Source organism: Streptomyces sp. NPDC013187 (genome assembly GCF_042899705.1).
GTDB classification, from domain to species: domain Bacteria; phylum Actinomycetota; class Actinomycetes; order Streptomycetales; family Streptomycetaceae; genus Streptomyces; species Streptomyces hawaiiensis_A.
The window spans coordinates 232,340-250,434 of record NZ_JBIBAF010000009.1 but is presented as its reverse complement, the minus strand read 5'-3'; the positions used below and the strand labels follow the sequence as shown (position 1 = coordinate 250,434).

Genomic DNA, 18,095 nt, shown 5'->3' with positions numbered 1-18,095 from the left:
GGCGAGACCTTGAAGACCCTCGGCACCGCTACCGCTTGACGGCCTTCAGCACCAGGAACTGCGGTGGCGAGACCTTGAAGACCCTCGGCACCGCTACCGCTTGACGGCCTTCAGCACCACGAACTTCGGATCGCTCGCCACGAGCCGGCTGTTGCCGAACAGCTTCCGCAGCTTGACGTGGTAGCCCAGATGCCGGTTGCCGACCACCCACAGCTCCCCGCCCGGCCGCAACGCGCGCCGCGCCCCCGTGAACATCCGCCAGGCAGTGGCGTCCGTCGTCGCCTGGTGGGAGTGGAACGGCGGGTTGTTCAGGACCAGATCGACACTGCCGGACGGCACGCCCGCCAGCCCGTCCCCGACCCGGAACACGGCCTGTCCCGGCACGCCGTTCGCCTGGTACGTCGCCTCCGCCGAGGCCACCGCCTGGAACGACTCGTCCACGAACAGCACCTCGGCACCCGGGTCGGCCAACGCCACCGACGTGCCCACCACGCCGTTGCCACACCCCAGGTCCACCACCCGGCCGCCCTGCCCGTCGGGCAGATGGCTGAGGAAGAACCGCGTCCCGATGTCGAGCCGGTCGGCGCAGAACACCCCGGCGTGGTTGACGACGGTCCCGCGCGAGGCGGGACCGATGCCGTCCGGCAGCGTGTAGACGTACGGCCACGGGTTGGCGGGCCGCTCCAGCGTGGGGTCCGGCGTGCAGAAGATCAGCCGGGCCTTCTTCTCGGCGAGGGAGGTACGGGTCGGGCCGAGGATCCGCTCGAACAACTCCAGCGTCGAGGTGTGGATCTCCTTCACCATGCCCGTGCCGACCACGACCGTTCCCGCGTGCACCGCCGGCGCCAGCCGCAGCAACTGGTCCTCCAGCAGCGCCAGGCTCTTGGGCACCCGCACCAGCAGCACGTCGATCCGCCCGGGCGGCGGATCCTGCGTGGTGAGCAGCCCCACCGCACCCGGCTCGACGCCGGCCCGCGCGAGGTTGGCGCGGGTCGCCTCCTGCGCGAGCCAGGAGTCGGTGATCTGCACCGGCCGGTGCGCCGCGAGCGCCGTGACCAGCGCACCCCAGCGGTCCCCGACCACCACGACCGAGCCGTCCAGCGGCACCCGCTCCGCGGCCAGATGCCTCAGCAGGTATTCGTCCGAGGCGTCCCAGGCGCGCAGCCGGTCGCGCGGGTCCTCGGGGAAACGGGTCAGCGCCGGCTCGCCCCACGGCGTCGTCATACGGTCGTCCATCGTGCGACCAGGCTAGCCGAGCCGCAGCTCAGGGCGTGTCGGGCACCATGGAAGGCATGGACGCCGAGCTGTTCCCGAGGGCCCGTACGCAGGTCGCGCCCGGCGCCGTGCACCTGCCCGACTGGCTGGACGCGGAACGCCAGTCGGAGCTGCTCGACGCGTGCCGCGACTGGGCCCGGCCGCCCGCAGGGCTGCGCACGGTCCGCACCCCCGGAGGCGGCACCATGACCGCCCGGCAGGTCTGCCTCGGCTGGCACTGGTACCCCTACGCCTACGCCCGCACGGTCGCCGACGGGGACGGCGCCCCGGTGAAGCCGTTCCCGCCGTGGCTCGGCGAACTCGGCCGCCGGGCGGTCCGCGACACCCTCGGGGGACCCGCGCCGGACTACGACATCGCGCTGATCAATTTCTACGACGCCGACGCCCGCATGGGCATGCACCGCGACAGCGACGAGAAGTCGGACGCCCCGGTGGTGTCGCTCAGCCTCGGTGACACCTGCGTCTTCCGCTTCGGCAACACCGCGACGCGCAGGCCCTACACCGACGTCGAGCTGCGCAGCGGCGACCTGTTCGTCTTCGGTGGCCCCTCCCGTCTCGCCTACCACGGGGTCCCCCGCATCCACCCAGGGACGGCACCGCCGGGGCTTGGGCTGACCGGGCGGCTCAACATCACGCTCCGGGTGAGCGGCCTCCGGTGCCCGGCGGACAGCGACCCCGGCCGCACGGCGAGGCCCGGCGGGCACGCTCGGCCACCATCCCGGCGGATCATGGGAGACTCGCCCTCATGAGCGGGAAGGCGGACCCCCGGCAGGCGGGGAACGGGAGCACTTCGAGGGCGCGGCTCGACCGGGGGCGCGCAGCGCTCGGACCCGCACTGGAGCTCGTGCACACCGGACGTGCCCCGACCCGGGCCGTGCTCACCGCCGAGCTCGGGGTGACGCGGGCGACCGCCGGCGCGGTCGCCGTCGAGCTGGAGGCACTCGGGCTGATCCGGGTCGACGCCCGGCCCGGCGCGGCGGCCGGCTCGCAGGGCAGGCCCTCCCACAGACTGGCCGTCGCCGACGACGGGCCCGTCGCGCTGGCCGCGCAGGTGCACGCCGACGGGTTCCGGGCGGCGCTGGTCGGACTGGGCGGCCGGATCGTCGCCACCGCGCCCGGCTGCGAGGTCGTCGAAGAAGACCCGGCGAAGGTGCTCGCCTCCGTCGTCACGGCCGGCGCCGAGCTGCTGCGCGAGACGGGACTGCGGTGCGTGGGCGCGGGCCTCGCCGTACCCTCCGCCGTCGCCGAACCCGAGGGACTGGCGCTGAACCCGCTCCACCTGGCCTGGCCCGCGGGCGCGCCCGTGCGGGACATCTTCGCCGAGCAGGTACGCGCGGCCGGGTTGGACGGACCCGCGTTCGCCGCGAACGACGTCAACCTCGCCGCCCTCGCCGAGCACCGGCACGGTGCCGGCCGAGGCGCCCGCGACCTGCTGTGCGTGGCCACCGGCCACCGTGGAGTCGGTGGCGCGCTCGTCCTCGACGGCCGCCTCCACCGGGGCAGTTCGGGCCTCGCGCTGGAGGTCGGGCACCTCACCGTGCACCCCGAGGGCCGCCCCTGCCACTGCGGCAGCCGCGGCTGCCTCGACGTGGAGACCGACCCGCTGGCCTTCCTCACGGAGGCCGGACGCGAACCGGGCCCCGAGGTTTCCCTGCTCCAGCAGTCCATCGACCTGATCCGTCACCACTACGACGACCCGGGCGTCCGCACCGCCGCCGAGACCCTCATCGACCGCCTCGGCCTCGGCCTCGCGGGCCTGGTCAACATCCTCAACCCGGACCGCATCATCCTCGGCGGCCTGCACCGAACCCTCCTCGACGCAGACCCGGGCCGCCTGCGCGCGGTCGTGGCCGACCGCAGTCTGTGGGGCCAGAGCGGCGGTGTCCCCATCCTGCCCTGCACCCTCGACCACAACAGCCTGGTCGGCGCGGCGGAACTGGCCTGGCAGCCGGTCCTGGACGATCCGCTGGGAGCGCTGGCCCCGCGGACGTGACCGGTGGCTCGGCGCGAGGGCCGCGAGACGGACCCCACCGGTATCAGGCTTGTCCGCGCCGCTTCCGGGAAGGCGCGCCGCTGAGCGGGCAGGCTGATCCGCAGGCAGTCCGCCCGCACAGCACCACCGAGGAAGTTGACGCAATGACCGACACACTCACCGTGAGCGTCCTGGGCACCGGCATCATGGGCACCGCCATGGCCCGCAATCTCGCCCGGGCCGGACACACCGTCCACGCCTGGAACCGCACCCGGGCCAAGGCCGAGCCGCTGGCCGCCGAGGGCGTACGGATCGCCGACAGCCCCGCGCAGGCGGTCCTGGACGCCGACGTCGTCCTGACCATGCTCCACGACGGGCCCGCCACCCTGAACACCATGCGTGAGGCGGCCCCCGCCCTGCGCCCCGGCACCGTCTGGGCGCAGTCGACCACCGCGGGCATCGAGGACATCGCCGAGCTGGCCGCCTTCGCCCGCGACCACGGCCTGGTCTTCTACGACGCCCCCGTCCTGGGCACCCGCCAGCCCGCCGAGTCCGGGAAGCTGACCGTGCTCGCGGCCGGCCCCACCGAGAGTCGCGAGAAGGTGACGCCGGTCTTCGACGCCGTCGGCGCCCGGACCGTGTGGAGCGGTGAGGACGGGGCGCTGGGCGCTGCCACCCGGCTGAAGCTGGTGGCCAACAGCTGGGTGCTGGCCGTCACGGCCGCCGCCGGTGAGGCCCTCGCCCTGTCCAAGGCCCTCGGTGTCGACCCGCAAGGCTTCTTCGACCTCGTCGCCGGCGGCCCCCTCGACATGGGCTATCTGCGTGCCAAGTCCGATCTCGTCCTCGAAGACAGGCTCACGCCGCCCCAGTTCGCTGTGAACACCGCCGCCAAGGACGCCCGGCTGATCGTTCGGGCCGGTCTGGACCACGGCGTCCGCCTGGACGTCGCCGAAGCGACCGCCGCCCGTATGGAGCGTGCCGCCGCCCAGGGCCACGCCGACGAGGACATGGTCGCGGCCTACTTCGCCAGCTTCGACGAAAAGACCGACTCCTAGGAAGTTCCTCACATGTCCAAGCCGCCGCTGCCGCCCGAGGCCGAGGCCCTGCTGAGCAAGCCCAACCCGTGTGTCATGGCCACCCTGCGCTCCGACGGCGCCCCCGTCTCCACCGCCACCTGGTACGCGTGGAAGGACGGCCGTGTGCTGATCAACCTCGACGAGGGCCGGGTACGCCTCAAGCACCTGCGCCGCGACCCGCGCGTCACCCTCACCGTCCTCGCCGGCGACGACTGGTACACCCACGTCACCCTCATCGGCCGCGTCACCGAGATGCACGCCGACGAGGACCTGGCCGATATCGACCTCCTCGCCCGGCACTACACCGGCAAGCCCTACCCGGACCGTGTCCGCCCCCGGGTCAGTGCCTGGATCGAGGTCGACCGCTGGCACGGCTGGGGCTCGATGAAGGACAGCGACCAGGCCGGCGGTTGAGAGGTCGAGTCCGGTCACCGCACCGCTCGGCGCCACTCCGTCCCGAACGCCCGGCCCGGGTTTTCCGTGAGGATGCGCCCCACCAGCTCCTCGCCCACGGCATGCGCGAGCCGTGGCCGCACCCGGCGCAACAGGTACGGCATGCCGGGGCCGCCGTCCAGCGAGCGGGCGGCGGCGGTGGTGGTGGTGTCCGCGCCCAGCAGCAGCCGGTCGCCGAACCCGGCGTCCGCGAGGGCCCGGACGGCGTCCGGCATCCGCCAGTCCGTGGCGTGGTGGGCGAGCGACGGCCCGTCGAACGCCAGATAGCAGCCGTACTCCGCCGCCTGCCGGTGCACCACCAAGTCGGGGGAGCGGTTGAGGTGCCCCAGCACCACCCGGTCCGGCGGGACCCCCAACCGCCCGCAGAGCAGGTCCAGTACGTCCAGCGCGCCGGTCCCCCTCTCCAGGTGCACGGTGATCGTCGCGCCCGTGGCATGATGCGCCTCGGCCGCCGCCGTCATGGTCCAGCGGGCGTGCGCGTCCAGCGCGTGGAAACCTCCCGCGACCTTGACGAGCCCCGCCCGCACCCCCGACGTCCCGATGCCCTCGGTGAGTTCGGAGACGAAGACCTCGGCGAGCCGGCTCCGCAGCCCGGCGAGCGTCTCCTCGTCGTAGTGCACGGCCTGGTGCAGACCGGTCGCGGCGACCACGTGCACACCGGTCTCCCGGGACAGCGGCGGCAGATCGGCGACCCGCCGGCCGAGCCCGTACGGCGTCCACTGCACGACGGCTCCACCGCCCTGGTCGCGGAACGCCGCCAGCTCCGCCCGTGCCGCCGCCACACTGCGCAGCTCCTGGCCGGGCAGCCGGGGACTGCCGAAGAACAGATGGTCGTGGGCGTCGCACACCCCCAGGTCCGCCGGAGGCACGTCTCCCAGCACCGTGCGGACAGCGCTCACCACTGGCGTCCCCGGGGCAACCGGTCCCGGCCCGGCGCGGACAGGTGGAGCACCTCGAAGACGTCACCCTCGGCCTCGGGCGCATCCTGCTCCCAGAGGGAGAAGTGCACCAGCTCCCAGCGGCTGGTGTCGACGGCCGAGGCGGCGAGCAGGGCACCGTCCTGCGCCGCCAACCGCCCGGCCTCACCCACCGCGTCCTGCACGGCATCGGCCAACGGCCCGTCGTCCGGCACCGGTCGACGCCGCCGCACCGCGAACCGCGCGTGCGAACCGTTTCCTTCCTCGTACGCCAGCCCCGTCCACTGCCGTGCCGACGGCCGCCCGAAGTCGTCCCTGACCCCCTGGAACCCGCCGCCCCACAGAAAGGCGTTCATGCCGTCGACGGTGTTCCAGAGGTAGAAGGGCGCGTACTGGTTGACCGGCGAGGCGCGCAGCCCGCGCTCGCGCACCAGGTAGGCCTTGAGGCCCAGCCCGTCCCAGTCGTCGAGCTGACGTCCCCGCCGGGCGACGCGGTCGCGGATGATGCTCATGTCGTAGCCCGCGGGCAGGGTGAGCTCGTACTGCATGGCGTGCATGGGAAGTCTCCTCAGGAGGACCGGGGTGCCAGCAGGGAGAGCAGTCCCCGGACCCCCGCGTCGAACGCGGCGGGTGAGCCGGAGGCGCGGGCGAGGACGTAGCCGCCTTGGACGGTCGCGACGACCGCCGCCGCGATCGCCCCGGCGTCGAGGCCTGGCGCGAACTGGCCCTGCGTCTTGCCCTCTTCGACGATCCCGGCGATCCGCCCGCGCAGCCAGTCGAGCGTCTCGTCGACCGGTGCCCGCAGTTCGGCGCTCGCGATCACGTCGGGGTCCATCGTCAGCCGGCCGACCGGGCAGCCCCGCAGCACGTCCCGCTCGCGGCGCAGATACGCCTCGATCCGTTCGTACGGCGTGCCCGGGCCGTCGAGGACTCCAGCGGCGGTGGCCCGCATCTCCTCGGCGGTCCGCCGGATCGCTGCCAGGGCGAGATCGGGCTTGCCCTTGAAGTGGTGGTACATGCTGCCCTGTCCGGCGTCCGCGCGCTCCAGGATCGCCTTGGGGCTGGTGCCCACGTAGCCGCGCTCCCACAGCAGTTCACGGGTGGACTCGATCAGCCGTTCAAGGGTGCTCATGCCCTCACTGTACATACCAGTAGTTACAGAAGTCGAGGGTGCGCGAAGCACTCACAGGGCCGCCCGCCTACTCCCACCGAGGTACGCACGGTGCCGCTGCCCGTACGACGACCGGGGGCCCCTCGCCGGACGACTCTCGAAAGCGACACACGGCACGAAGTCATCGAGGAGTGGGACGACATGCAGAACCTGGCGAATTCCGGTGACGGTGGCGGGCCCGGCCCGTGGATCCTGCTCTTCCCGGTGATCTGGGTGCTGGTGATCGGCGGCTGCATCGCGGCGCTGCGCCGCACCGTGTGGCGCGGACGCCGCGGCGGCCCCGGGCAGCGGCAGACGGTCGGGCACGACTCACCCATCGCCGTGCTCGGACGCCGCTTCGCCTCCGGTGACATCGACGAGGACGAGTACTGGCGCCGACTGTCCGTGCTGAACGAGGAGTTCGGCCACAAGGGGGGCACGGGATGATCAGGCGCGGCCGGCGCCTCGCGGGGCCGTGACCGGCCCGGCGTGCGGCACCCCCGGACGTGCTGTGCGCCGTCGCCTCACGGTGACAGTGGCGTACCCCATGGGAGCGCACGCGACGGCGTACACCACGGGGGCGCACGCAACGGCGTGCGCCCCCGGCGCACCAGAGGGCGGACGGTGGTCACCGCCCGGTCAGCCGGCAACGGCGGACCGGGCGGGAGCATGGTCGGGCCTGAGCCCGTCGGCGGAAGCCCCGACCTCGGCGAACCGGCGCTCGGGCTTCTCCTGCACCGTGCGCCGCGTGCCGAGCGACGGCGCCGTCATCACGGGGGCGGACGTCGGCAGGGTGAACCACACGACCTTGCCGGACTCGCCGTCCGGCCGTACGCCCCAGCTCTCGCTCATGGCGGCGACCATGGCGAGCCCGCGCCCACAGGTCGCCATCGGTGCGATGTCCTGAGGGTCCTCCACCACGGGCATGCGTGGATCGCCGTCGCGCACCGAGACCATGAGCCGGTCGAGCAGCAGCTCTATCTCCACGGTGCACGTCTTGTCGGGCTGGGCATGCCGGTGGACGTTGGACAACAGCTCCGTCACGCCGAGCGAGGCCCGGTCGATCAGGGGATCCAGATGCCAGTAGCGCAATTGCGCAGAGACGATTCTGCGGACCTGGCCGATCCGCGACGGCAGGGCTTGGAGCTCCACCGTGCAGTGCCTGCTTGGGTAGCTGATCACGGCTGCGACTCCCCGACGTGAGGTCCGGAAGAACACGGAATTCGGATCCAGCAGGGCGCCTGCGTGACACTGCCGCCTGCTGTCGTGGCCGGCGGGCTGGTTCGCAGCGTTATCGCCGGTAAACCCAGAGTGACGTGAGATCAGAGTGACGCAGGGGGTGAGGTACCGCAACTCGCGGACATCTCAGTCGCCACGCCCCGCCGCCCTGCGCACGGCCTCGATGAAGCGCCGCGCGGCCGGCGGGCCCGGCTCTCCCGGCGCGGGGTCGTTCTCGCCGAGGGTGAGCAGGTACCGCTTGCCGTTGAGATCCGCCGTGGCCCGGTCATCGGGGCCGAACCAGGGCTTGGAGGCACGCACGGCCTGCACCGGCGCGCTGTCGATCTCACTGCCGTAGCTGGTCAGGAGCTCGAGTCGGCCGTCGTTGATCCGGACCTGTCCGGCCCGGGTGAGCGAGCGCAGCCGCTTCCCGATCCGCACGCCCGTGGCCCTGAACTCCGGCTCTCCCATGCCATCCGCCCCCTGGTGCGCGTCGGTGTACCGGCTCGCTCCGCGCGATGCCCGGTACGGGCTCGTGTCCTGTTCCAGTGTGCCCCGTCCGCAGGGGCGCTCCCCTCCGGATGGTGCGTCGTGCCCGGTCAGGACCCCGGCCCGGCACCGCGGAGCACCCCGCACACCGTTTCTCCCGAGGTGCGGTGCCCGTGCCCACAAGCCTCTGCGGAAGACGCGTCGTACCCCTGCGGTCACCCCGTCCGGGGCCTTGGTCCCGCCGTGCAGTCTGCCCCCGCCCGGCGCCGGGCACCAGTGCCCGCGACCCCCTCGCCGGGGGCGCCCGCAGCACGCTCGCGGATGCGCCCCCGGGGCCACGCGCCCCCTTGCCCCGGCTCTGCTCCAGGGGGCGCTTTGGGGGGCTCAAAGGTGCGTTTATGCAGGTGAGAAGCGTGCGCGAGGTGCTTATGATCGGAGGTGTCGGCCGCGCGACGCGTCGTCGGCGCGCAGCGTTAGGAGCCCCCCGTGAGCACTTCCCAGCAGACCCGGACCGGCGTGACCCTCGACGTCGACCACAGCGACGCCGCCTACCGGACGTGGCTCAAAGAAGCCGTCCGCAGAGTCCAGGCCGACGCCAACCGCTCGGCCGACACCCATCTGCTCCAGTTCCCCCTCCCGGAGCGGTGGGGCATCGACCTGTACCTGAAGGACGAGTCGACCCACCCCACCGGCAGCCTCAAGCACCGCCTCGCCCGTTCCCTCTTCCTCTACGGCCTCTGCAACGGCTGGATCCGGCCGGACCGGCCCGTCATCGAGGCCTCCAGCGGTTCGACGGCCGTCTCCGAGGCGTACTTCGCGAAGCTGATCGGCGTGCCCTTCATCGCCGTCATGCCGCGCACGACGAGCGCCGAGAAGATCCGCCTCATCGAGTTCCACTCCGGGCGATGTCACTTCGTGGACGACCCTCGCACGATGTACGCGGAGTCCGCCCGCCTCGCGGCCGAGACCGGCGGCCACTACATGGACCAGTTCACCTACGCCGAACGGGCCACGGACTGGCGCGGGAACAACAACATCGCCGAGTCCATCTTCCGCCAGCTGCGCCTGGAGCGGTTTCCCGAGCCGGCGTGGATCGTCGCCACGGCGGGCACCGGCGGCACCTCGGCGACCCTCGCGCGCTACGTCCACTACATGCAGTACGACACCCGCGTCTGCGTGGCCGACCCCGAGAACTCGTGCTTCTTCGAGGGCTGGACCACCGGCGATCCGGACGTCACCTGTGACTGCGGCTCCCGTATCGAGGGCATCGGCCGGCCCCGTATGGAACCGAGCTTCGTGCCCGGCGCGATCGACCGCATGATGAAGGTGCCCGACGCGGCCAGTGTCGCCGCCGTACGGGCCCTGGAGCGCGCCATCGGCCGCAAGGCGGGCGGCTCCACCGGCACGGGCCTGTGGAGCGCGCTGAAGATCGTCGCCGAGATGGTGTCCGACGGCCGGCAGGGCAGCGTCGTGACCCTGCTGTGCGACCCGGGGGACCGGTATCTCGACAAGTACTACTCGGACGCCTGGCTGGCCGGCCAGCGGCTGGACATCGAGCCGTACACCGCCGCGATCGACTCACTCCTGAAGACGGGCGTCTGGCCCGACTGAGCCCCGGCCCCTCGACCGCCGGGCCCTCCTGGGCGGGAGCGGGTGGCGTGCGGTGCGTCACCCCGGTTGAGGGGCCCTCAGATGTCCTCGGCGTCCTCGGGCTCCCCGGCCACCACCAGCCGCCGCAGATGGTCCGCGACCACCCCACGTGCCTCTTCCGGCAGGCCGGCGTCCGTCACGAGCGTGTCGACCCGCTCCAGCGCGGCGAACGAACTCAGGCCCACCTTGCCCCACTTGGTGTGGTCCGCGACCACGACCACCCGGCGGGCCGACTGCACGAGCCGCCGGTTCGTCTCGGCCTCCGCGAGATTGGGCGTCGACAGGCCGGCCTCGACCGATATGCCGTGCACCCCGAGGAACAGCAGATCGAAGTGGAGCGCCGCGATCGCCTGGTCGGCGACCGGCCCCACCAGCGAGTCGGAGGGCGTGCGCACCCCGCCCGTCAACACGACCGTGGCCGCGCCCTGCCGCGGTCCCGAGGTGCGCTGCGCCGCGTGGAACACATCGGCGACCCGCACCGAGTTGGTGACCACCGTGAGGTCCGGTACGTCCTGCAGCTGGTGTGCCAGCGCGAACGTCGTCGTACCGCCCGACAGGGCGATCGCCGCGCCCGGAGCCACCAGCTTGGCCGCGGCGCGTGCGATGTCCTCCTTGGCGGTGAGCTCCAGACCGGACTTGGCCTCGAAGCCCGGTTCGTGCGTACTCGCCTCGACCACCGGTACCGCGCCGCCGTGCACCTTCTCCAGCACGCCCTGGCGGGCGAGCGCGTCGAGGTCACGGCGGACCGTCATGTCCGACACGCCGAGCTTGCGGGTCAGCTCGTTGACCCGGACACCGCCCCGGCGGCGGACCTCGTCGAGGATCAGGGATCGCCGCTGCTCCGCGAGGAGGTTCTGATTCTCGCTCACGTACGCTCCGGTCCTTTCGCCTCAATGCCGTCGACACGCCCCGCGCTTACCGGCCCTTACCAGGACATTCTTCCCGGCCGCGATGCGAGGACGCCCCATCCTCGCACGTCGAGGGGCGGACAGCGCCACCGACCGCTCATCACGCCCGCGCCACCCGCCCGCTCCTCTCCCCGCTCCGCTTCATCACAGATCGGTGAGATTCCGTGACAGGGGGTGTGCCACGCCGCGGAAGTGGAGATCCTTGTGCCCGCACGGACAGAGCCGACGGCGTGTCACGGGGGAAGTGCGAATCAGTGGAACGCGCGCAGGAACAGGCGTCGACCGGAGGGCCGGACGGTCCCGCCACGCGGCGCGGCGAGAGCGGAACCGCCCTGGAGCTGCTGGTCCACGGCGTGGGCGGCACCACACCGCAGGAGATGCTCAACGATCCGCGGACGGTGCGGATCACCGGCGACCACACCGCGGCCGTCTTCCGGCGCGCCGACGACGTCGACGCCGAGCACAGCCCCGACGACCGCCGTCGCGACGGGCCGGTGCCCGAGGCGTACGTCTGGTGCAACCTCACCTCCGGCAACGGCACCCGCGCCCTGTGGCTGTTACTGCTGCCCTTCATGGTCGTCAACCTGGCCCACTGGATGCGCCCCGCCGCCCACGGCCGCCGCCGTACCGTGCGGCTGTACGGCCTGCTGGTGCGGCTCGCGGCGCTCACCCTGACGGTGCTGCTCGTCGCGGCGGCCTGCGAGGTGGCCCTCGACCTGGCGGCCTGGCAGTGCGCGGGCACCGCCGCCTGCGCCGACCGTCACTCCTGGCTGGGCTTCCTCTCACCCACCGTCTCGGACGGCGGCTGGTGGAGCGCCCCCGGTCGCCGGCTCGCCCTCGCCGCCGCCGTCCCCACCGCCCTGACCGTCCTGCTGTGGTACCTCTCCCGCCGCACCTGGAGCGACTACGAGTCCCAGCAGCCCATCGAGCGTGCCCCCGAGCCCGAAGGGGACGGCGGCCCGACCGCCCTCGGCCGGCCCGGATTCTGGTACGGGCGCCGGCTGGTGGCCCGGCTGCGCGCCGCGCACACCGCCGCCGGTCTGATCACGGTCGCCGCCGCCGTCGGCAGCGCCGCCGCCCGCTTCGACCGGCGCCCCGGCGGCCCCGCCGTACTCGGCGCGCTGGGGCTGCTCCTGGAAGCGGCCCTCGCGCTCTGCGCGGTCGCCGTGGTGTGGGTGGTGTGCCGCCGTGGCCGCAGTGAGAGACGGCTGGACCGGAAACTCGACGAGCGCTTCGTACGGCGTCTGCCGCTCGCCGCGCTCGTCCTGCTCGCCCTCGCCGTGGTGTACGCCGGGTGGGAGCGCCCCGGGTGGACGTCGGAAGGCCGGCTGCCGGGTGACACGACCTTCGGCGGGATCGCCCTGGTCCAGGGCCTGCTGGTGATCGTCCTCGGGGTCGTCGCGCACGTCCTGCACCGCACCGACCCCGACCGCCGGGCGGTGCTGCGGGGCTTGGGCGGACCCGCGGTGGCGATGCTGGCCTGCGCGCTCGGCGGGGTAATGTCCGGCGGCGTGTCCCAGCGCGTGTCCGACTGGCTGGACGGCACCGGGGCGTCCATCGAGGGCCCGCCGGTGCTGCTGACCTGGCAGGCCTCCGTGATCCCCCCGCTGCTCGTCGTGCTGCTGGGGCTCTTCGGCTGGCTGGCCCACCGCGCCTGGCAGCTGGCCCGCGCCGAGCGCACCGCCGTGGCACTCGACTACCCGGACGAGAACCAGGACCGCGCCCGCACCCGCCGTATCGCCTACACCCGTGCGATGGCCTCGCTCACCGACCGCGGACCCCGCATCGTCGCCGTCACCTCCGGCGTCACCCTGCTGCTCGGCGCCGGAGCCCTCGTGGGCGCCCTCGCCACCGACGAGACCCCCGGCGAGGCAGCGCAGGGCACCTACCCCGTCGTCCACGGCGCCGCCGAGACCGCCCAGGCCCTCGGCTCCTGGCTGATCGGCCTCGGCTTCATACTCTTCGTCACCTGGGGCCGACGCGCCTACAAGGACGCCGCGGCCCGCCGCACGATCGGCATCCTCTGGGACGTCGGCACCTTCTGGCCCCGCGCCTCCCACCCCTTCGCCCCACCCTGCTACGCCGAGCGCGCGGTGCCCGACCTGACCTGGCGGATGGCGACCTGGACGCGCGCCACCGGCGGACGGCTGGTCATCTCCGGGCACTCGCAGGGCAGCGTCCTCGCCGCCGCCGCGGCCTGGCAACTCGCCCCGTCCGCCCGCAAGCGCGTCGCCCTGCTGACCTACGGCTCCCCGCTGGAGCGCCTCTACGGCCGCTGGTTCCCGGCCCACTTCGGGCCCGCCGCACTCAGCTCCCTGCACCGGGACGTCGACTGCTGGCGCAACCTCTACCGGCTCACCGACCCCATCGGCGGTCCGATGCGCCTGCCCGGCGTCCGCGGCCCGCAGGTCGACCACGCCCCGCTGATGGACCCCCTCGCCCACGGCCGCACCGCCCTGCTGCCGCTGCCCGCGCCGATCCTCGGCCACTCCGACTACCAGGCGGACCCGGTGTTCGCCGAGGAGCGCCGCACACTGCTGGCCCGGCTGCGGCCCGATGCGCCGTCAGAGCTCCCGGGGATGCCCGCCGAGCCTCTTGAGGGCCGGTCCGAGCATCCGGAGGGTCGGTCGGAGCACCCGGAGAGCCGGTCGGAGCATCCGGGGGTGCCTTCGCCGCGCCACCGGCCGGAGCCGCCCGCCGCCTAGGCGGCTCCTCAGAGCAGCTCGGGCAGATCCTCGGCGTAGAGCAGCGTCAGGTCGTCCTTGCTCGGCTCCGGGAGCTGGGCGACCCGGCTCGCGTGCCGCTCGACCATGGCCTCGAACGTCTGCCGTGCGGTACGGCCGTTGCCGAACGCGGGGCCCTTGGGAAGCAGCGTGAAGTACTTCCGCAGGGCCTCCGCCACGCCCGGCGCGAGCCGGTACTCGTGCTCCTCCGCCTGCTGCTCGACGATCCGCAGCAGGTCCTCGGGGCCGTAGTCGCTGAAGGTGATGGTCCGTGAGAAGCGGGACGCCACGCCCGGGTTGACGGACAGGAAGCGCTCCATCTCGGCCGTGTAGCCCGCGACGATCACCACGACCGCGTCCCGGTGGTCCTCCATCAGCTTCACCAGCGTGTCGATGGCCTCCTTGCCGAAGTCGCGGCCCGCGTCCTCCGGGGACAGCGCGTACGCCTCGTCGATGAACAGCACGCCGCCGCGCGCCTTCTCGAAGGCCTCCTGGGTGCGGATCGCCGTCGAGCCGATGTGCTCACCGACCAGGTCGACCCGGGACACCTCCACCAGGTGGCCCTTCTCCAGCACGCCGAGGGAGGCGAGGATCTCGCCGTAGAGCCGCGCGACCGTCGTCTTGCCGGTGCCGGGGGAGCCGGTGAAGACCAGGTGCCGCTTGACCGAGGCCGCTTTGAGACCGGCCTGCTGACGGCGCCGGCCGACCTCGATCATGTCGGTCAGGGCGCGCACCTCGCGCTTGACGCTCTCCAGGCCCACCAGCGCGTCCAGTTCACCGAGGACGTCCTTGGAGGTCCGGGCCGGCTGCTCGGGCTCGGCGGTCGGCGCCTCAGGCTCCGGTTCGGTGCGCGGTCCCGGGAGCGCGCCCAGCAGGCCGGGGGAGTGGCTCACCGTCTGCACGGCCGTCTCCCGCGCCGCGGGCGCCCGCAGCCCCGCGCTCTCGTCGCTCGTGCAGTCCTCGACGAGGGGACCCGCCCCGGACGCCGCGTCGGCGCCGCTGTCCGCGAATTCGTAACCCCCGCGCGCACACCGCTCCGTGCGGCACTTCCGCAGCGTCGTCCGGCTGCCGTCGATGACGTGGAAACCGTAGCCGCCGCTGCCCGTCACCCGGCAGTTGAGGAAGCTGCCCCGGCCGCCGGCCGAGACGTAGACCCCGGCCTCCGCGGGGGAGTCGATCGTGCAGCGCTCCACGGTGGGGTCGGCGCCCTTGGTGACGATCACGCCGGTCTGGGTGCCGTCCACCGTGCAGCCGCTGAGCGTGCCGCCGCTGCCGTGGTCACGGAACCAGGCACCCGTCGCCGCGTCCCGGATCCGGCAGTCGTCGAGCTGCGCGGTCGCGCCGTCGCTCACCGACACGGCAGTGTTGCGCACCTGCGACAGGTCGGTGTCGACGACGTCCGCACGCGAACCGCGGTCGAGGACGAACAGCGCGTCCGGCACGTCGTGCACCCGGCAGGAGTCCAGTACGGCGGTGGCGCCGTCGCTGACCCACACCGCCGGGTAGTCGCCCGTGCTGTCGAAGATCTCGCACTGGTTGGCGTCCACCCGTGTGCCCGGGTCCCACACCGACAGGCCGTTGCGCCCGAACTGCCGCACCGTGGTGCGGGTCAGGGTGAGAACGGAACGCGAGCGCAGGTCGACCGCGTTCTCCGGGATGTCGTGGATGCGGCAGTCGGCGAGCGTCAGCACCGCGTCCGTGTCGAGCGTGACCCCGTCCGCCGTCGTGCGGTGCACATCGCAGTCGGTGAGGTGCGCCGTGGCCCGGCCGGTGATCTGCACACCGCTGCCCCGTACTTCGTAGATCTCGCAGCCCACGGCCTCCAGCGCCGAGTTCTCCCCGGTCGCCGACAGGCCCGAGCCCGAGGTGTGGTGGACCCGGCAGCGCTCCAGGCGGGGGTGGGCGCCGCCGCGCACCGCCACGCCCGCCTGGCCGGCCGCGACGACCTCGCACTCCTCGAACACCCCGCCCGCGCCGTCGACCACGGCGATGCCGATGCCCGCCGGGTTGTCGACCGCGCAGCGCCGCACCGTGGGCCGGGCGCTGCCGCGCACCTCGATCCCGGCCGCCGACCGCGTCACCACCCGCACGTCCCGCAGCTCCGGGGTGCCCTCCTCCACCAGCACGGCTGGGGCGGCGGCGTCCTGGCCCTCCACATGGAGGTCCTGCACCACCGCCGAGGCGCGCACGGTCAGCGGCACACCGTCCACGGGCGCGATCCGCACGGAGCCGGGGGAGCCCTCGGGGCCGCGCAGCGTCACCGCGCGCTGCAGCACGAGATTCTCCCTGTAGGTGCCGGGCGCGACGGTGAGGACGTCCCCGTCGGCCGCGGCCTCCAGGGCGGCGGCGAGCGATGCGTACTCACCCGTGCGGCGCCGCCACCGCGACGTGCCGGTGTGCGTCACCTGGACCGTGCCCTGTGCCATGGTGTAGCTGTGCCCCCACCTCGGTCGTACTGATGGCTCGTCCGCCGTCGGGGCGCTCCGGCCGGGGTCGCGACCGCGACCGAGCCCGGCCCTCGGGGCCTGGGCGCGCACGCGGCATCGACACCGGCGCGTCCCTGAGGCTCGCTCGCGCGCGGGTTGTGCCGAACGGTTCGGCCGGACCACCGTAGCGTGCGCGCGGGTGGTGGGTTGACCAGAGCCGGAAGGCCGTCAGCTGCCGGTGCCCGTCCTGCCCCAGTCCGGGCCCGCCTTGTCCCATGCCTGGTCCCAACGGGCGTACCGGCGGCTGGCCATGCGCCAGACGATCAGGCGTCTGCCGCCCTCTATGAGCCCGCCGGTCGCCAGGGCCGCGCCGAAGCCGGCGAGGACCGCGTGCGTCGAGGCGGTCGCGGAGTCGAGCGGGCGAGGCACCATCCGGCCGTGCCGGTCGGTCCATATCCGGAACGTGTCGCCCTGCTGCGGGTCCTTGAGGCTCGCCAGGGCGGGGCCCTGGTGCGCGGTGCCGTCCGGCGCGGTCCAGTCGGCGAGGACGCGGGTGCGCAGATCCCGGCCCGACGATGTCTCGGGGTCGGAGTCCAGCGGGGAGCGGTCCAGCTTGCGGACCACTGTGGCGGTCACCGGATGCCGCGCCTCGTGCTGCGCCCGGACCGAGCGCTGCAGCGCGTCCTGGGCCGACCTCCCGACGAGCGAGCCGGCCACCGGCGCGACCAGCAGGATCAGCAGCAGGGCGGCCAGCGCCACCCAGGCCTCGGCCAGGTCGGTCGCGCGGCAGAGTGGATTGCGCCGCCAGCGCCAGAGTCCGCTGATCGCTCGCACTGCCTGCACCCCCTTCCCGCTCCGTGATACTCCCCGGCGGAGCCGTCCACGCACGGACCCGTCGAAGAGAGAGCGAAGTCACCTCTCCCCAGGGCCTCTCACGAATTTCTCACACAAGCCCGAACGCCCGGGCCCGCGGCTCGGTTCCCGTTCCGGCCGAAGAGCTATTCGAGGATCCGGAGCGGGTCCCCGACCCGGATCGTGCCGCGGGACAGCGGCACCAGATTCTGGCCGAAGACCAGCTTGCCGTCGCGCCGACGGTGCCGTCCCAGGCTGAACAGGGGCTCGCGGCCGCGCTCGCCGGTGTCCTGGTCGGTGGTGGTCACCACGCACCGGCCGCAGGTCTTGGCCACACGGAACGGCACGTCCCCGATGGCGAGGCGCGACCAGTCGTCCTCGGCCCACGCGGGGGTGCCCGTCACGACCACGTTCGGCCGGAAACGGTTCATCGGCAGCGGGCCCTCGCCCGCGTACTCGCCCCGCGCGATCAGGGAGTTGAGGGCGTCGAGCGAGGCCGTCGTGGTGAGCAGCAGCGGAAAGCCGTCGGCGAAGGAGACGGTCTCACCGGGTCGCGCGTACTCCGGGGCGATGGGTCTGCGCGTGGCCGGATCGTCCAGGTGCACCAGGCGCACCTCGATGCCGAGGTGGGAACTGCACCAGGCGTGGGCGGCCTCGTCCTCGGCGGGGACCGCCTCGACCTTGTCGCGGAAGATCTCCACCGGCACGGTGACCGAGGGCCGGGGTACGGGCACGGCCAGCGGCGGCATGCCCGGCGCGGACAGCCGGACGCCGCCACCGGGCAGCAGTCCGGCGGCGACGAGCGCGAGTCGCGGCTGTTGGCGTTGCGTGACGACCTTTCCCCCGTCGTCGATCAGCACCCAGCGCCGGTCCCCGGCCAGCCCCCAGGGCTCCACGACGGCCTGCCGGGGCGCCAGGCCCCGGACCGCCTTGACCGGATGGACGTGAATCGAGTGCAGGTGAGCGTTCCCCATGGGGCCATCGTG

The 18,095-nt window shown here is 73.3% G+C and carries 17 protein-coding genes; 7 read left to right on the top strand and 10 right to left on the bottom strand.

The window, feature by feature from the left end; translation table 11 throughout:
* Positions 1-93: 93 nt before the first annotated feature.
* Positions 94-1,224 (bottom strand): methyltransferase, encoded by a 1,131-nt coding sequence (locus ACFY5B_RS21055; RefSeq protein WP_389971329.1) that lies wholly within the window; start codon positions 1,222-1,224, stop codon positions 94-96.
* 68 nt (positions 1,225-1,292) lie between these two features.
* Between ACFY5B_RS21055 and ACFY5B_RS21050 the strand changes: the two genes are divergently transcribed.
* The 4 genes from ACFY5B_RS21050 (at position 1,293) to ACFY5B_RS21035 (ending at position 4,737) form a co-directional block, all read left to right on the top strand.
* A complete protein-coding gene (locus ACFY5B_RS21050; protein ID WP_389971327.1) occupies positions 1,293-2,024 on the top strand; it encodes an alpha-ketoglutarate-dependent dioxygenase AlkB family protein in 732 nt (243 codons plus the stop codon).
* Positions 2,021-3,268, top strand: a complete 1,248-nt coding sequence (locus ACFY5B_RS21045) for an ROK family protein (RefSeq protein ID WP_389971325.1) — start codon at positions 2,021-2,023, stop codon at positions 3,266-3,268. The genes ACFY5B_RS21050 and ACFY5B_RS21045 overlap by 4 nt, the downstream gene beginning before the upstream one ends.
* A gap of 143 nt (positions 3,269-3,411) precedes the next feature.
* Positions 3,412-4,302, top strand: coding sequence for an NAD(P)-dependent oxidoreductase (locus tag ACFY5B_RS21040; RefSeq protein ID WP_389971323.1), 891 nt, complete (start codon positions 3,412-3,414; stop codon positions 4,300-4,302).
* A 12-nt stretch (positions 4,303-4,314) separates the two neighbouring features.
* A complete protein-coding gene (locus tag ACFY5B_RS21035) occupies positions 4,315-4,737 on the top strand; it encodes a PPOX class F420-dependent oxidoreductase (RefSeq protein ID WP_389971321.1) in 423 nt (140 codons plus the stop codon).
* 14 nt (positions 4,738-4,751) lie between these two features.
* Here ACFY5B_RS21035 and ACFY5B_RS21030 read toward each other — a convergent pair whose 3' ends face one another.
* The 3 genes from ACFY5B_RS21030 to ACFY5B_RS21020 are packed head-to-tail and all read right to left on the bottom strand — an operon-like array spanning position 4,752 to position 6,840.
* The gene (locus ACFY5B_RS21030; protein ID WP_389971319.1) at positions 4,752-5,675 is read right to left on the bottom strand and encodes a phosphotriesterase; all 924 of its coding nucleotides are present in this window, start codon (positions 5,673-5,675) and stop codon (positions 4,752-4,754) included.
* Positions 5,672-6,250 (bottom strand): DUF4865 family protein, encoded by a 579-nt coding sequence (locus tag ACFY5B_RS21025; protein WP_389971317.1) that lies wholly within the window; start codon positions 6,248-6,250, stop codon positions 5,672-5,674. Before ACFY5B_RS21025 ends, ACFY5B_RS21030 begins: the two co-directional genes overlap by 4 nt.
* Before the next feature lie 11 nt (positions 6,251-6,261).
* Positions 6,262-6,840 carry a TetR/AcrR family transcriptional regulator gene (locus ACFY5B_RS21020; protein WP_389971315.1) on the bottom strand — a complete coding sequence of 193 codons (579 nt, stop codon included), beginning with the start codon at positions 6,838-6,840 and terminating at the stop codon, positions 6,262-6,264.
* Positions 6,841-7,005: 165 nt separating this feature from the next.
* Between ACFY5B_RS21020 and ACFY5B_RS21015 the strand changes: the two genes are divergently transcribed.
* The gene (locus ACFY5B_RS21015) at positions 7,006-7,290 is read left to right on the top strand and encodes an SHOCT domain-containing protein (RefSeq protein WP_389971313.1); all 285 of its coding nucleotides are present in this window, start codon (positions 7,006-7,008) and stop codon (positions 7,288-7,290) included.
* 192 nt (positions 7,291-7,482) lie between these two features.
* Here ACFY5B_RS21015 and ACFY5B_RS21010 read toward each other — a convergent pair whose 3' ends face one another.
* Positions 7,483-8,025, bottom strand: a complete 543-nt coding sequence (locus tag ACFY5B_RS21010; protein WP_389971311.1) for an ATP-binding protein — start codon at positions 8,023-8,025, stop codon at positions 7,483-7,485.
* A 183-nt stretch (positions 8,026-8,208) separates the two neighbouring features.
* Positions 8,209-8,532, bottom strand: coding sequence for a hypothetical protein (locus ACFY5B_RS21005; RefSeq protein ID WP_351630499.1), 324 nt, complete (start codon positions 8,530-8,532; stop codon positions 8,209-8,211).
* A 504-nt stretch (positions 8,533-9,036) separates the two neighbouring features.
* On the opposite strand from ACFY5B_RS21005, the gene ACFY5B_RS21000 reads away from it, so the two are divergent.
* A complete protein-coding gene (locus ACFY5B_RS21000) occupies positions 9,037-10,161 on the top strand; it encodes a PLP-dependent cysteine synthase family protein (protein ID WP_389971308.1) in 1,125 nt (374 codons plus the stop codon).
* 77 nt (positions 10,162-10,238) lie between these two features.
* Here ACFY5B_RS21000 and ACFY5B_RS20995 read toward each other — a convergent pair whose 3' ends face one another.
* Positions 10,239-11,069, bottom strand: coding sequence for a DeoR/GlpR family DNA-binding transcription regulator (locus ACFY5B_RS20995; protein WP_053668592.1), 831 nt, complete (start codon positions 11,067-11,069; stop codon positions 10,239-10,241).
* A gap of 293 nt (positions 11,070-11,362) precedes the next feature.
* Here ACFY5B_RS20995 and ACFY5B_RS20990 point away from each other — a divergent pair, with 293 nt between their 5' ends.
* On the top strand, positions 11,363-13,813 hold the full coding sequence (locus ACFY5B_RS20990) for a hypothetical protein (RefSeq protein ID WP_389971306.1): 2,451 nt from the start codon (positions 11,363-11,365) through the stop codon (positions 13,811-13,813).
* Between the two features lie 8 nt (positions 13,814-13,821).
* Here the strand turns inward: ACFY5B_RS20990 and ACFY5B_RS20985 are convergent, their stop codons facing one another.
* The 3 genes from ACFY5B_RS20985 to ACFY5B_RS20975 form a co-directional block, all read right to left on the bottom strand.
* Positions 13,822-16,257, bottom strand: a complete 2,436-nt coding sequence (locus ACFY5B_RS20985; protein WP_389971305.1) for a right-handed parallel beta-helix repeat-containing protein — start codon at positions 16,255-16,257, stop codon at positions 13,822-13,824.
* Between the two features lie 228 nt (positions 16,258-16,485).
* The gene (locus tag ACFY5B_RS20980) at positions 16,486-17,091 is read right to left on the bottom strand and encodes a hypothetical protein (protein ID WP_389971303.1); all 606 of its coding nucleotides are present in this window, start codon (positions 17,089-17,091) and stop codon (positions 16,486-16,488) included.
* Positions 17,092-17,255: 164 nt separating this feature from the next.
* Complete coding sequence (locus ACFY5B_RS20975; RefSeq protein ID WP_389971301.1) at positions 17,256-18,083, bottom strand: MOSC domain-containing protein; 828 nt, start codon at positions 18,081-18,083, stop codon at positions 17,256-17,258.
* Positions 18,084-18,095: the final 12 nt, after the last annotated feature.